The following is an 11,671-nucleotide window of genomic DNA, read 5'->3' on the forward strand; positions in this document are numbered from 1 at the left end:
CCTGGCGACCACCGGTCGTCGACATCGACCCCACACGGGTCAGGGAGTGAGCACCGCACTTGTCCGGAATCAAGACAACCGGCCAGAAACGACTCGTCCTCGTCTCGGGGCGAGCACACCCGGCGCTCTCCGCCGAGATCGCAGAGGAACTCGGTGTCGACCTGGTCCCCACCGATGCCCGGACCTTCGCGAACGGTGAGCTGTACGTCCGGTTCGACGAGTCGGTCCGCGGGTGCGACGCGTTCGTCATCCAGTCGCACACGGCACCGATCAACGAGTGGCTCATGGAGCAGCTCATCATCGTCGACGCGCTGAAGCGGGCCTCGGCCAAGCGCATCACCGTCGTCGCGCCGTTCTACCCGTACGCCCGTCAGGACAAGAAGGGCCGCGGCCGCGAGCCGATCTCGGCCCGCCTGGTCGCCGACCTGTTCAAGGCAGCGGGCGCGCACCGCATCATGAGCGTCGACCTGCACGCCGCCCAGATCCAGGGCTTCTTCGACGGCCCGGTGGACCACCTCTTCGCCATGCCGGTGCTGCTCGAGCACTTCCGCGAGATCCTCGACCCGTCGATGCTGACGGTCGTGTCGCCCGACATGGGCCGCGTCCGCGTCGCCGACATCTGGTCCGAGAAGCTCGGCGCGCCCCTCGCCATCATCCACAAGCGTCGCGACCCGCTGGTCCCGAACCAGGTCACGGTCCACGAGATCGTCGGCGACGTCTCCGGCCGTTGGTGCCTGCTCGTCGACGACCTGATCGACACCGGGCGCACGATCGCCAAGGCAGCTGAGGCGCTGAAGGAGGCCGGCGCGATCGGCGTCGTCGTCGCCGCGACCCACGCCGTGTTCTCCGACCCGGCCACCGAGCTGCTGCAGAGCGAGTTCATCGACCGCGTCGTCGTCACCGACACCCTGCCGGTGCCGGTCGAGAAGCGCTGGGACCGCCTCGAGATCCTGCCGATCGCCCCGCTCCTGGCCCGCGCCATCCACGAGGTCTTCGACGACGGGTCCGTCACGTCGATGTTCGACGGCGCAGCGTAGCGGAGCCGTCGAACCATGGGCACAGCCGACGGCGCCTCACCGTCTCGTCGACGTGACGTGTCTGCGGAACGTTGGTGACCCATCCCGCGCGTGACGCCCTCGCGGCCCGGCTCCGGGCCGCGGGGAGCGTCTTCGCCGAGGACGAAGCCGACCTGCTCCTCGAGGCCGGCACCGGTGAGCCCGTCCGGCTGCGTTCCCTGGTGCAGCGTCGCCTCGCCGGTGAGCCGCTCGAGTACGTCCTCGGCTGGGCCGCCTTCGACGGACACCGCATCCGGGTGACCCCTGGGGTGTTCGTCCCCGTGCCCGGACGACCGTCGTCGTCGAGCAGGCCGCTCGTCGGTTGCAGCGCTACGACCGCGTGGTCGACCTGTGCTGCGGTGCTGGAGCGATCTCGGTGGCGTTGTTCGGCCGGGTCGGTGCCCTCGACCTCGTGGCGACGGACATCGACCCGGACGCCGTCGACGTCGCGGCCGAGAACATCGGCGACCGCGGGATCGTCGTCGCCGGCGACCTGTTCGCGCCGCTGCCGGACCGGTTCCGCGGTGCCGTCGACGCCATCGCGGTGAACGCCCCCTACGTCCCGACGGCATCGATCGCGACGATGCCGGTCGAAGCGCGTGACCACGAGCAGCGTGTGGCCCTCGACGGCGGGGCGGACGGCCTCGACCTGCACCGGCGGATCGCCGCGGGAGCGGGGAGTGGCTGCGCCCCGGTGGTTCGGTCGTGATCGAGGTCTCCGTGGCGCAGGCGGATGCGTCGTTCGCGGCGTTCGTGGCCGCCGGGTTCACGGCCGTGGTCGAGCAGGACGACGAGGTCGACGGCACCTGCGTCGTCGCGACGCTCCCCGCCTGACCCGACGAGTCCGACCCGACGAGCCCGAGCCGCACGGGCTCGACCCGCGCAGTTCGGCCGGTGCCTGGTTCGCCGCCGGGTCGCGACACGCCGCTCACTTCCGCCGAGGTCGCACAGAGGGCCGTTCGGGCGCTCGACATGCCGAGATCTCGGAACCTCGACGACCAGCGGACGGCGTGCCACGTGCCGCCACCCGACGCCCCCGACGCCGCCGCGGACCGCGCTACTTCGCGTCGACCGTCACGGACGCCCAGCCCGAAGCACCGTTCGGCGCGGGCGGCCGCTCGACGCTCGTCTGCACCTCGCCGTCGGCGCTCACGGCACGGACCTCGATCCGGTGCGACCCCGCGGTCGGCGTCCACCGCAGCACCCACTGGCGCCAGGTGTCCGCGGACACCGACTCGGCGAGTTCCGCCTGCTGCCACGCACCCGAGCCGACCCGGACCTGCACGGCCTTCACCCCGGTGTGCGGCTGCCAGGCGACCCCGGCGATGGCGACCTGCTCACCGACGGTCACGGTCGTCCCGTTCCGTGGGGTGTCGATGCGGGACTCGAGCTTCACGGGCCCCCGCTCCGACCATCCGCGCGGTGTCCAGTAGCCCTGCGCATCGGCGAAGCGCGTGACCTCCATCTCGGTCACCCACTTCGTCGCCGACACGTAGCCGAACAGCCCGGGCACGACCATCCGTGCCGGGAACCCGTGCTCGGTCGGTAGCGGTTCGCCGTTCATGCCGACGGCGAGCAGCGCGTCGGTGCCCTCGTCCTGCAGGACGTCCAACGGCGTCCCGGCGGTGAACCCGTCGATGCTGCGGGACAGCACCATGTCGGCGTCCCCGGTCGGCTTCGCGCGGGCCAGCAGCTCACGGATCGGGTACCCGAGCCAGAGCGCGTTGCCGATCAGGTCGCCGCCGACCTCGTTGGACACGCAGCTCAGGGTGGCCATGTGCTCTTCGAGCGGCAGGGCGAGCAGCTCGTCCCACGTCCAGCGTCACCTCGTTCTCGACGGCGCCATGGATGCGCAGGCTCCAGTCGGCCGGGTCGATCGACGGGACGCGCAGCGCGGTGTCGATCCGGTAGAAGTCGGCGTTCGGGGTGACGTACGGCGTGATCCCGTCGACGTCGAGCGAGGCGCCGCCCGGCACGGCCGGTGCGGGTGTCGCCGCCGCGGGCAGGCGCACGGCTCGTCGGGCAGCGGCGACCGCCTGCATCGCGGACGACCCCACCCCGGGAGGCCGTGCCCACCACGACCGCGACCGCTGCGGTACCGACGCCCCAGACCAGGAACGCGCGGCGCTCGGTCGAGGCAGGTCGCGGTGACGCCGACGGGACGGCCGCTGCGGCCTCCCAGCGCCGGAGCCGGCGGAGCAGCAGCCGCAGGGTGATCACAGCGGCCGCCACGCCGAACACGGTGGGAGCGCCGTCGAACGTGCCGCTGCCGGAACGGGTGCTCACCGCGATGAGCGCGAGCACGCCGCCGACAGCGAAGACGAGTGCCCCGAAGGGCGGCCGAGCGCGCTCGAGGACCCCGGCCCCGGCGCTGATCGCGGCGACGATGACGGTCATGAGCGCGAAGAGCGCGACCTTGTCGCCGGTGCCGAACAGGGCGACCATCAGGTTCTTGGCCCCGGCCGGTGCGAGGTCGATCACGGCCGACCCGACGGCCACCAACGGGCTGCCGGCACCACCGAGGAGCAGCGCCCCGAACTCGGCGATCCCGAGGAAGGCGGCGGCGGCCACGAGACCGACGGCCGCAGCGAGGACCGCGGGCCGGCGGAGCGGGGCTCCGACGGGGCGTTCGTCCGTCGATGGGTCGTCCGGCGTCGGGACGTCCGTGGTGCGTTCGGTGGTCACCGCCCGAGCGTAGGTCGCCCGGCCGCTCGTCGGCTGTGCGTGCGGTTCCCCGGGCGTTCACCGACCCCGGCCAGCACCTGCCGATCGGGCCGTGCGAGGATCGAGGTGTGCCGAGGCGTCCAGATCCAGTTCCGCGCCCCGGCCGCGCCCGCCGCTCCGACCGCACACCGATGTCGGCCGCGCAGCGCCTGTCCACGCTGCGGTGGGTGATCGTGGGCATCTGGGCGGCGCTCCTCACCGCACGCATCATCGTCGTCGCGACGGCGCCCGACGTCGACCTGGCCTGGTTCGGGATCGTCGAGTTCGGTGCGATCGCGCTGGGCGTCACGGTCATCGTGGTCGCGGTCTTCCGTGCCGCTGCGGTGCGACGCCGGCATGCCGACGAGGCCCTCGCGCTCGCCATCCGCCGCATCGACCCCACGGTCTGGCTCGTGCCGGCCGCTCCGACGACCGAACTGCGCGACGCGATCGCCGAGGTCCGGCCGGAGGTCAGCCTCGGTGCGCGCGTGACCTGGGCGTTCGGGGCGACCGAGGCCTCCCTGTGGGAACTCGACGACCGCAAGGCCACACGGTTGCTCGTGGTCCGGTGGAGCCGGGTGGTGCACGTCGGGATCGAGGACGTCCACGGAGACGGCGACCGCGCGGACGGACGCCGGGCCTGTGCGGTCGCGATCCACTACGTCCGACCGGACGACACACCTGCGGTCGCGACCTTCTTCGTGCGAACGGCTCCCGGCTCCCGTCGGCTGCTCGGCCGCGGGCCACGCCTGGACCGGCTCGTCGCCGACCTCGCGCGCGAGCGCATCGTCGCCTGAACCGAGCGCATCGTCGTGACCGAGCGCACAGCGGTCGGACGTGGGAAGGGCCCCGCCGATCGGCAGGGCCCTTCGAGGGTGCGGTCGTGCCGCGGTCTAGTGGGTCGACGGTTCCTGGTCGACCTCTCGGCGGTCGTCGTCGGACCACAGCGTGTGGAAGGTGCCGTCCTTGTCGATGCGCTGGTAGGTGTGCGCCCCGAAGAAGTCGCGCTGCCCCTGGATGAGCGAGGCGGGCAGCCGCTCGGAGGCGAGCGAGTCGAAGTAGGACAGCGCCGACGAGAAGCCCGGCGCGGGGATCCCCGACGCAGCGGCGATCCCGACGATGCGGCGCCAGGCGGCTTCGCCCTCCTGCACGGCGTTCGCGAAGTACGGGTCGACGAGCAGTGACTCGAGCTCCGGGTTCTTGTCGTACGCCTCGACGATGCGGTTGAGGAACTGGGCGCGGATGATGCAGCCGCCCCGCCAGATCTTCGCCACGTTGCCGAGGTTGATGTCCCAGCCGTACTCCTTCGCCCCGGCGATGATCAGGTCGAAGCCCTGCGCGTAGGCGACGACCTTCGAGGCGTAGAGCGCCGCGCGGACGTCGTCCTCGAAGCCGTCGGGGACCTCGGCGATGTCGGGCCGGTCCGGGAACGCCTGCTGCACCGCGGCACGCTGCGACGGCTTCGACGACACCGCGCGGGCGAACACCGCTTCGCCGATGCCGGAGACCGGGATGCCGAGCCCGACCGCGTTCTGCACGGTCCACACGCCGGTGCCCTTGGAACCCGCTTCGTCGCGGATGACGTCGACGAGGGGCTTGCCGGAGTCGGCGTCGCGCTGCTTCAGGACCTCGACCGTGATCTCGATCAGGTAGGACTCGAGGTCGCCGCCGTTCCACTCCTGGAACACCTTGACCAGGTCCTCGACGGAGAGCCCGCCGACGCGGCGGAGCAGGTCGTAGGACTCGGCGATGAGCTGCATGTCGGCGTACTCGATGCCGTTGTGCACCATCTTGACGAAGTGGCCGGCGCCGTCGGTGCCGATGTGGGTCACGCAGGGCTCGCCCTCGGCGACCGCCGCGATCGACTTCAGGATCGGTCCGAGGGTCTCCCAGGCTTCCTTCGAGCCGCCGGGCATGATCGACGGACCCTTGAGCGCGCCCTCTTCACCACCGGAGATGCCCGTGCCGACGAAGTTGAGGCCCTTCTCGCGCAGGTCGTGCTCACGCCGGATCGTGTCGTGGAAGTTGGCGTTGCCGCCGTCGACGATGATGTCGCCTTCCTCGAACTTCTCGGCGAGCTGCGAGATCACGGCGTCGGTGCCCTTGCCGGCCTGCACCATGATGATCGCCGTGCGTGGCTTCGAGAGCGAGGCGACGAAGCCGTCGATGTCCTCGGACGCGATGAAGCCGGCGTCGCCGTGCTCCTTGATGAGTTCTTCGGCGCGGGCGTAGGTGCGGTTGTACACCGCGACCGTGTTGCCCTCACGCGACGCGAGGTTGCGTGCGAGGTTCGACCCCATGACGGCGAGGCCGATGACCCCGATGTTCGCCTGACCAGTGCTGTCTGCCACGTCGTCTCCTTTGTCCGGACGTGACACCAACCTACGGTCGGCGCCCTGGGACCGCACGGGTGTTACGGCAACTGGGGACCACTGTTCACCCCGTCAATACTGTGGAGGGATGACCGACACCGCTGTCCTCCCGCCCGTCCTCGTCATGGGCGTCTCCGGTTCCGGCAAGTCCACGATCGGGCAGGCACTCGCCGATGCGCTCGCCGAGCAGGGCCAGCCGACCGTGTTCGTCGACGCCGACGACCTGCACCCGGCCGCGAACAAGGAGAAGATGCGGCAGGGCATCCCGCTCACCGACGACGACCGCTGGCCGTGGCTCGACGCCTGCGCCGCGCGGATCGCCGCGGTCGAGGCGTCCGGGAGCCGCTGCGTGATGGCCAACTCGGCCCTCAAGCGCGTCTACCGCGATCGGCTCCGGCAGTCGGCGCCGGGCTTCGTCATCGCGTTCCTGGACGGCTCGCACGACCTCATCGCCGAGCGGCAGGCGCACCGGCACCACGAGTACATGCCGTCGTCGCTGCTCGACTCCCAGTTCGCGACGCTCGAACGGCCGCAGCCCGACGAGGCCGCCGTCGACGTCTCCATCGACGGGCCGGTCGACGACACGGTGACGACGATCCTCGCGGCGCTGTCGGTCACTTCCGGTTGAACCGCACTTCTCCACAGTGAAGTCCTCGCAAGGGATCGTCCACAACCTCTAGGGACGCCGGTCGGTGCTGCTGATCGATGACTGTGGTATCAACCGTGATACCGTCTTGCGCATGGCCATGACCCTTCGACTGGACGATGCCGAGGCGGCTGCGCTCCGAACCCGGGCCGACCTCGAAGCCCGATCGATGCAGGACGTCGCGCGGGAAGCGATCCGCGAGTACATCGAGCACCACAGCCGACGTGACCTCATCGACGGGGTCCTCGACCGCGAGTTGCCGAACTTCGCCGAGGCGCTCGAGCGACTCGGACGATGATCCACCTGACGATCGACGAAGCGCTGCACATCGCTCGGCGGACGTTGGGGCCGGACTTCGTCATCCGAGATGCTGGACTCCTCGAGGCCGCGGTGGCCCGACCAGCGACCTCGGTCGGTGGACGCGACGCCTATCCGTCGTTGCTCGAGAAGGCGGCAGCGCTCGTGCACTCCGCGGTTCGGAACCATGCACTCGTCGACGGCAACAAGCGCCTGGGGTTGATGCTGCTGGTGGTGTTCCTCGGGGTCAACGGGCTTCGGTTGCGCGCGACGAACGACGAGGCGTACGAACTGATCATCGCCATCGCCGAAGGGGAGTTGGACGCGGTTGCGGACATCTCCGCGGTGCTGCAATCGCTGGTTGCTGAAGCCTGAACGACGGCTTCAGCGGATGGCACCGACGACATGTCGATCGACGGCACCGTGACGACCACCACCGTCGCGCTCGTGATCACTGCCGGCTGAGGCGCCTCACCGCCGGCTGAGGCGCCTCACCGCCGCGTCGCGCGGACGGCAGCGTGCGGCCGTCGTCCCGGATCGACCCGGCCCCTGACATCCACCACGTCGAACCCGTGGTCGTCGAGGACCTCCGCCAGCGCGCCCGTCGGCCACCGGTACGCCGTGACGACCGCGTGGTCGAACGACTCGATCGAGGGCCCCTCGAAGAACCCGACCAGCAGGCCGCCGCCCGGGCGGAGCACCCTGCGGAACTCGGCGAAGACCGCGCCGACGCCGGACGGATCGTGGTGGATCACGGAGTACCAGGCGAGCACCCCGTCGACGCTGCCGTCGTCGAGACCGGTGGACTCGATCGCGCCCAGGCGGAAGTCGACGCCGTCGTGCGCGCGTCGTGCGTGCTCGACGAAGGGTGCGACCGCGTCGATGCCGATCACGGCGTGCCCACGATCCGCCAGGTGTGCGGCCCAGTGCCCCGGCCCGCACCCTGCGTCGAGGATGCGCGCACCGGATCCGGACGCCCAGGCCTCGACCTGTGTCCGGTCCTCGTCGTGGACGGCCGTCATCGATCCGAGGAGCTCCGCGTACTCGCCTGCACGGTCGCCGTACGCAGCGGTGACGTCGAGGTCCATCGTCCGACCGTACCGGCGCCGGTGGCAACGGACGGCAACAGTCGCCGTCGGCACCTCGGGCGAGTTGCATGGACCGCATGTCGTCCAGGGGACTCGGCGTCGTGGCCGGGGCAGAACTGACCGAGGTGGTCCGCCGCGCGGGCGCCGACCACGTGGAGCCGACGATCGCCGGCAACCTCGCGGTCCGCGACGGAGCCGGGTGGCGGCGGAACGAGGTCTACGCCGGCCAGCGGTTCCCGTCCTTCGCCGTCCTGGTGCCCGGCGACCTCTCGCTGCTGACCACGGAGCTCGGGACGGTCCGGTCCTCCTTCGAGTCGGTCCTGCCGATCGTGCGGTCGGTCGCGGAACCGGGCGCGACGATCGTCTTCGGGTCGGGAACCGCTCGGAACGCCCCCGACGGCATGGCGGGCGACGACGCCCTGCGCCGGTTCGGCGAGGTGGTCCGGACCGCGCGCGACGTGGCAGCGGCGAACGACCTGCGCATCGTGGTGGAGCCGCTGAGCCGCGCGGAGACGAACGTCCTGCACACCGTCGATGCGACGGTGGCGTTCCTCGACGCTGCAGCCCTCGACGGCGTCGGCGTCGTCGCCGACCTGTTCCACATCCGGAACGAGGGCGAGTCCTTCGAAGTCCTGCGGCGCCACGGCGACCGGATCGGGCACGTCCACCTCAGCGATCCGGACCGTCGGCCCCCCGGCACGGTCGACGACGTCTGGCGCGAGTTCCTCGCCGCCGTGCACGACGGCGGGTACCGGGGCGCCGTCTCGCTCGAGTGCCGGTGGGCGCCCGACGCCGAGACCGCCGAAGCCGAGATCCGTTCCGCGCTGGAACGCGTCCGCAGCGTCACGGCCCCGGCCCCGGCCGAGGCCCGCACCGCTACAGCTTGAACGTCGCCCGCGGGATGTCCGACACGATTCGCCGTGCGGTGCGGACGGCGTCCTCTTCCGAGATCTCGTGCGTGACGACGAGCGACGCCAGGTACGCCGCGTCCGCTCGCCGCGCCATGTCGTGCCGCGCGGGGATGGAGCAGTACGCCCGGGTGTCGTCGATGAACCCGGAGGTCTTCGTGAACGACGCCGAGTCGGTGATCGCGGAGCGGTAGCGGCCGATCGCCGCCGGGGTGTCGATGAACCACCACGGTGCTCCGGCGTACACGGCGGGGTAGAAGCCGGCGAGCGGGCCGATCTCGCGCGAGAAGACGGTCTCGTCGACGGTGAAGAGCACGAGGTGGAAGCCCGGCGCGGTCCCGAAGGACTCCAGGAGCGGTCGCAGCGGCGTGGTGAAGGACCCGACGGCGGGCAGGTCGTGGCCGGTGTCCGGGCCGAAGCGTTCGAGCGTCGGCGCGTGGTGGTTCCGGATGACGCCGGGGTGCAGCTGCATGACGAGGCCGTCCTCGACGCTCATCTCGGCCCAGCGGTAGAGCATGTCGTGCCGGTACGCGGTGGCGTCCGCCTCGGAGACGGAAGACGGGTCGCGGAGCGCCGCGGCGTGGATACGCTCGCGCGACGTGGCGGACAACGGCGACGACCCGGCGTCGAGCACCCCGGTGTCCGTGGCGGTCGCGCCGTGCTCGATGAAGTACTGGCGACGTGCGCGGAGTGCTGCCAACAGCCCTGCGTGGGTGCCCGTGTCGATGCCGGCGGCCTCGCCGACGGACGCGACCACGGGCCTCCAGTCCGACCGCGACGGGTCGAACACGGCGTCCGCGCGGAACGTGGGGACCACCCGGCCGGTGAACGTGGGGTCGGCGGCGAGCTGCGCGTGCGCGGCGAGGTCGTCGGCCGGGCCGTCGGTGGTGGCGAGGACCTCGATGCCGAAGGTGTCGAACAGGGCGCGCGGCCGGAAGGCGGGCGACGCCAGCAGGCCGGCGATGTGGTCGTACTGGGCGTCGGCGTTCGCCGCCGACGGCTGCTCCGTCAGCCCGAAGACGTCGTGCAGCTCGGTCTCGAACCAGTAGCGGACGGGGGTGCCGAGGAAGTGGTCCCAGTGGTCCGCCAGGTTCCGCCAGATGGCACGACCGGGAGGCACGGGGCTGGTCCCCGACAGGTCGGCGCGTCCCAGCGCGGCCAGGTCCACCCCGTTCGCGTGCAGCAACCGGAGCACGTAGTGGTCGGGCGTGATGAGCAGCGACGCGGGGTCGCTGAACGGCTGGTCGGCGGCGATGAGTGCCGCGTCGACGTGGCCGTGCGGGGAGATGATCGGTGCGTCCTTGACCGAGTCGTAGACGGTCCGTGCCACCTGGCGTGCACCGGGGTCGGCGGGGAGCAGCCGGTCGGGGTGCGGGGCGAGACGGGTGGCGGTGCTGGTCTGGGTCATCATCGACTCCTTCGAGAACGGTACGGACGGCGGGGCGCGGCGGGGCCGGCGGGTGCAGCGGGCGTGCGCCAGGGTCAGGCGGGCGCAGGACCCGTCGACTCCCGGACGGTCAGGTGGGTGGGCAGTGCGACGGCGCCGGTCATGTGCTCACCGGGCAGCTCGTCGGCGGGGATCGCACCGAGCCGGCCGAGCAGCATCCGGATCGCGACCCGTCCGGCGCGTTCGATCGGCGAGGTCATGGTGGTGAGCGGCGGGTTGCAGAAGTCGGCACCGAAGATGTCGTCGCAGCCGACGATGCTCATGTCCTCGGGGACGCGGACGCCCCGTTCCCGCAGCCGCGCGAGCATGCCGATCGCGATCAGGTCGTTGAAGGCGATGCAGGCCGTGGCCCCGGCGTGCACGGCGGCGTCGGCGGCTGCGGCTCCGGAGTCGACGAACGGCGCGTGCGGCCCGATGCGGGCGACGCGGACCCCGAGCCGCTTCGCGACGCGCACGAGCGCCTTCCACCGGCGTTCGTTCGACCACGAGCTGTCCGGACCGGCGACGTAGAGCACGTCGCGGTGGCCCAGGGAGACGAGGTGCTGCACGGCCTGCTCGACGCCGCCGGGGGTGTCGATGAGCACCGAGGGCACCCCGGCGGGGCGACGGTTGACGACGACGAGGGGGATCCGTTCGGCGAACCGGGCGATCTGCGCGTCGGACAGGCGTGAGGCGGTGAGGACCACGCCGTCGGCCTTCGCGCCGATCGAGCTCAGGGTGGCGAGTTCGGCGTCGGCGGACTCCTCGGTGTCGACGAGCAACTGCGTCCACCCGGCGCCGGCGAGCTGGTGCTGCGTGCCACGGATGACGTCGAAGTAGAACGGGTTCGTGATGTCGGAGACGAGCACGGCGACGGCCCGGGTGCGGCCGGACGTCAGGGCGCGTGCCTGCGAGTTGGCGACGTAGCCGAGTTCGCGGGCCGCGCGTTGGATGCGCTCCTGCGTGGTGTGGTTCACGCGGTCGGGCAGCGAGAGCGCGCGGGACACGGTCGACGGGGCCACGCCGGTCGCGTCGGCGATGTCCCGGATGGTCACGCGCCGGGCGGCGCTGAAACCGGCCCCGGCGCCGGTGGCGTCGATGTCTGTGTCGCTCACGAGGCCGAACGTATTCGCGTCTGGCAACAAGTGGCAACCGGTTGCCGGATGTTGCCAACGG

Annotated in this window: 12 protein-coding genes and 1 pseudogene; 8 read left to right on the forward strand and 5 right to left on the reverse strand. The window is 71.5% G+C overall.

Annotated elements, in window-relative coordinates; translation table 11 throughout:
* The first annotated feature begins 59 nt into the window (after positions 1 to 59).
* The 3 genes from ACZZ0J_RS16895 to ACZZ0J_RS16905 all read left to right on the forward strand — a co-directional run bounded on the left by ACZZ0J_RS16895 (position 60) and on the right by ACZZ0J_RS16905 (position 1,889).
* Positions 60 to 1,037 carry a ribose-phosphate diphosphokinase gene (locus tag ACZZ0J_RS16895; protein WP_111084848.1) on the forward strand — a complete coding sequence of 326 codons (978 nt, stop codon included), beginning with the start codon at positions 60 to 62 and terminating at the stop codon, positions 1,035 to 1,037.
* A gap of 340 nt (positions 1,038 to 1,377) precedes the next feature.
* Positions 1,378 to 1,764, forward strand: coding sequence for a methyltransferase (locus ACZZ0J_RS16900; RefSeq protein WP_463437776.1), 387 nt, complete (start codon positions 1,378 to 1,380; stop codon positions 1,762 to 1,764).
* Positions 1,761 to 1,889 (forward strand): hypothetical protein, encoded by a 129-nt coding sequence (locus ACZZ0J_RS16905; protein WP_463437777.1) that lies wholly within the window; start codon positions 1,761 to 1,763, stop codon positions 1,887 to 1,889. The genes ACZZ0J_RS16900 and ACZZ0J_RS16905 overlap by 4 nt, the downstream gene beginning before the upstream one ends.
* Positions 1,890 to 2,112: 223 nt before the next feature.
* Here ACZZ0J_RS16905 and ACZZ0J_RS16910 read toward each other — a convergent pair.
* Positions 2,113 to 3,740: pseudogene (locus tag ACZZ0J_RS16910) on the reverse strand (molybdopterin-dependent oxidoreductase).
* 170 nt (positions 3,741 to 3,910) lie between these two features.
* Here ACZZ0J_RS16910 and ACZZ0J_RS16915 point away from each other — a divergent pair.
* Positions 3,911 to 4,555: a hypothetical protein gene (locus ACZZ0J_RS16915; RefSeq protein WP_463437778.1), complete on the forward strand. Its 645-nt coding sequence runs from the start codon at positions 3,911 to 3,913 to the stop codon at positions 4,553 to 4,555.
* Positions 4,556 to 4,651: 96 nt separating this feature from the next.
* Here ACZZ0J_RS16915 and gndA read toward each other — a convergent pair whose 3' ends face one another.
* Complete coding sequence (gene gndA, locus ACZZ0J_RS16920) at positions 4,652 to 6,109, reverse strand: NADP-dependent phosphogluconate dehydrogenase (protein ID WP_463437779.1); 1,458 nt, start codon at positions 6,107 to 6,109, stop codon at positions 4,652 to 4,654.
* A 109-nt stretch (positions 6,110 to 6,218) separates the two neighbouring features.
* On the opposite strand from gndA, the gene ACZZ0J_RS16925 reads away from it, so the two are divergent.
* The 3 genes from ACZZ0J_RS16925 to ACZZ0J_RS16935 all read left to right on the forward strand — a co-directional run bounded on the left by ACZZ0J_RS16925 (position 6,219) and on the right by ACZZ0J_RS16935 (position 7,448).
* On the forward strand, positions 6,219 to 6,758 hold the full coding sequence (locus ACZZ0J_RS16925) for a gluconokinase (protein WP_463437780.1): 540 nt from the start codon (positions 6,219 to 6,221) through the stop codon (positions 6,756 to 6,758).
* A gap of 112 nt (positions 6,759 to 6,870) precedes the next feature.
* Positions 6,871 to 7,074 (forward strand): ribbon-helix-helix protein, CopG family, encoded by a 204-nt coding sequence (locus tag ACZZ0J_RS16930; RefSeq protein WP_463437781.1) that lies wholly within the window; start codon positions 6,871 to 6,873, stop codon positions 7,072 to 7,074.
* Positions 7,071 to 7,448, forward strand: coding sequence for a type II toxin-antitoxin system death-on-curing family toxin (locus ACZZ0J_RS16935; RefSeq protein ID WP_123340626.1), 378 nt, complete (start codon positions 7,071 to 7,073; stop codon positions 7,446 to 7,448). Before ACZZ0J_RS16930 ends, ACZZ0J_RS16935 begins: the two co-directional genes overlap by 4 nt.
* A 116-nt stretch (positions 7,449 to 7,564) precedes the next feature.
* Here ACZZ0J_RS16935 and ACZZ0J_RS16940 read toward each other — a convergent pair whose 3' ends face one another.
* Complete coding sequence (locus tag ACZZ0J_RS16940) at positions 7,565 to 8,161, reverse strand: class I SAM-dependent methyltransferase (protein WP_463437782.1); 597 nt, start codon at positions 8,159 to 8,161, stop codon at positions 7,565 to 7,567.
* A 77-nt stretch (positions 8,162 to 8,238) separates the two neighbouring features.
* Here ACZZ0J_RS16940 and ACZZ0J_RS16945 point away from each other — a divergent pair, with 77 nt between their 5' ends.
* A complete protein-coding gene (locus ACZZ0J_RS16945; RefSeq protein WP_463437783.1) occupies positions 8,239 to 9,048 on the forward strand; it encodes a sugar phosphate isomerase/epimerase family protein in 810 nt (269 codons plus the stop codon).
* On the opposite strand, the gene uxaC is transcribed toward ACZZ0J_RS16945, so the two are convergent.
* Together uxaC and ACZZ0J_RS16955 are read right to left on the reverse strand one after the other, a co-directional pair.
* Positions 9,038 to 10,477: a glucuronate isomerase gene (gene uxaC / locus ACZZ0J_RS16950; RefSeq protein WP_463437784.1), complete on the reverse strand. Its 1,440-nt coding sequence runs from the start codon at positions 10,475 to 10,477 to the stop codon at positions 9,038 to 9,040. The two genes, ACZZ0J_RS16945 and uxaC, sit on opposite strands and share 11 nt — an antisense overlap.
* Before the next feature lie 74 nt (positions 10,478 to 10,551).
* Positions 10,552 to 11,610 (reverse strand): LacI family DNA-binding transcriptional regulator, encoded by a 1,059-nt coding sequence (locus ACZZ0J_RS16955; protein WP_463437785.1) that lies wholly within the window; start codon positions 11,608 to 11,610, stop codon positions 10,552 to 10,554.
* Positions 11,611 to 11,671: the final 61 nt, after the last annotated feature.

The sequence above is a fragment of the Curtobacterium sp. AC272 genome (assembly GCF_979258155.1).

Coding starts and splice junctions, on each gene's coding strand:
- ACZZ0J_RS16915 (WP_463437778.1), top strand. CDS start 3,911: ATGTCGGCCGCGCAGCGCCTGTCCACGCTGCGGTGGGTGATCGTGGGC.
- ACZZ0J_RS16925 (WP_463437780.1), top strand. CDS start 6,219: ATGACCGACACCGCTGTCCTCCCGCCCGTCCTCGTCATGGGCGTCTCC.
- ACZZ0J_RS16930 (WP_463437781.1), top strand. CDS start 6,871: ATGGCCATGACCCTTCGACTGGACGATGCCGAGGCGGCTGCGCTCCGA.
- ACZZ0J_RS16935 (WP_123340626.1), top strand. CDS start 7,071: ATGATCCACCTGACGATCGACGAAGCGCTGCACATCGCTCGGCGGACG.
- ACZZ0J_RS16940 (WP_463437782.1), bottom strand. CDS start 8,161: ATGGACCTCGACGTCACCGCTGCGTACGGCGACCGTGCAGGCGAGTAC.
- ACZZ0J_RS16945 (WP_463437783.1), top strand. CDS start 8,239: ATGTCGTCCAGGGGACTCGGCGTCGTGGCCGGGGCAGAACTGACCGAG.
- uxaC (WP_463437784.1), bottom strand. CDS start 10,477: ATGACCCAGACCAGCACCGCCACCCGTCTCGCCCCGCACCCCGACCGG.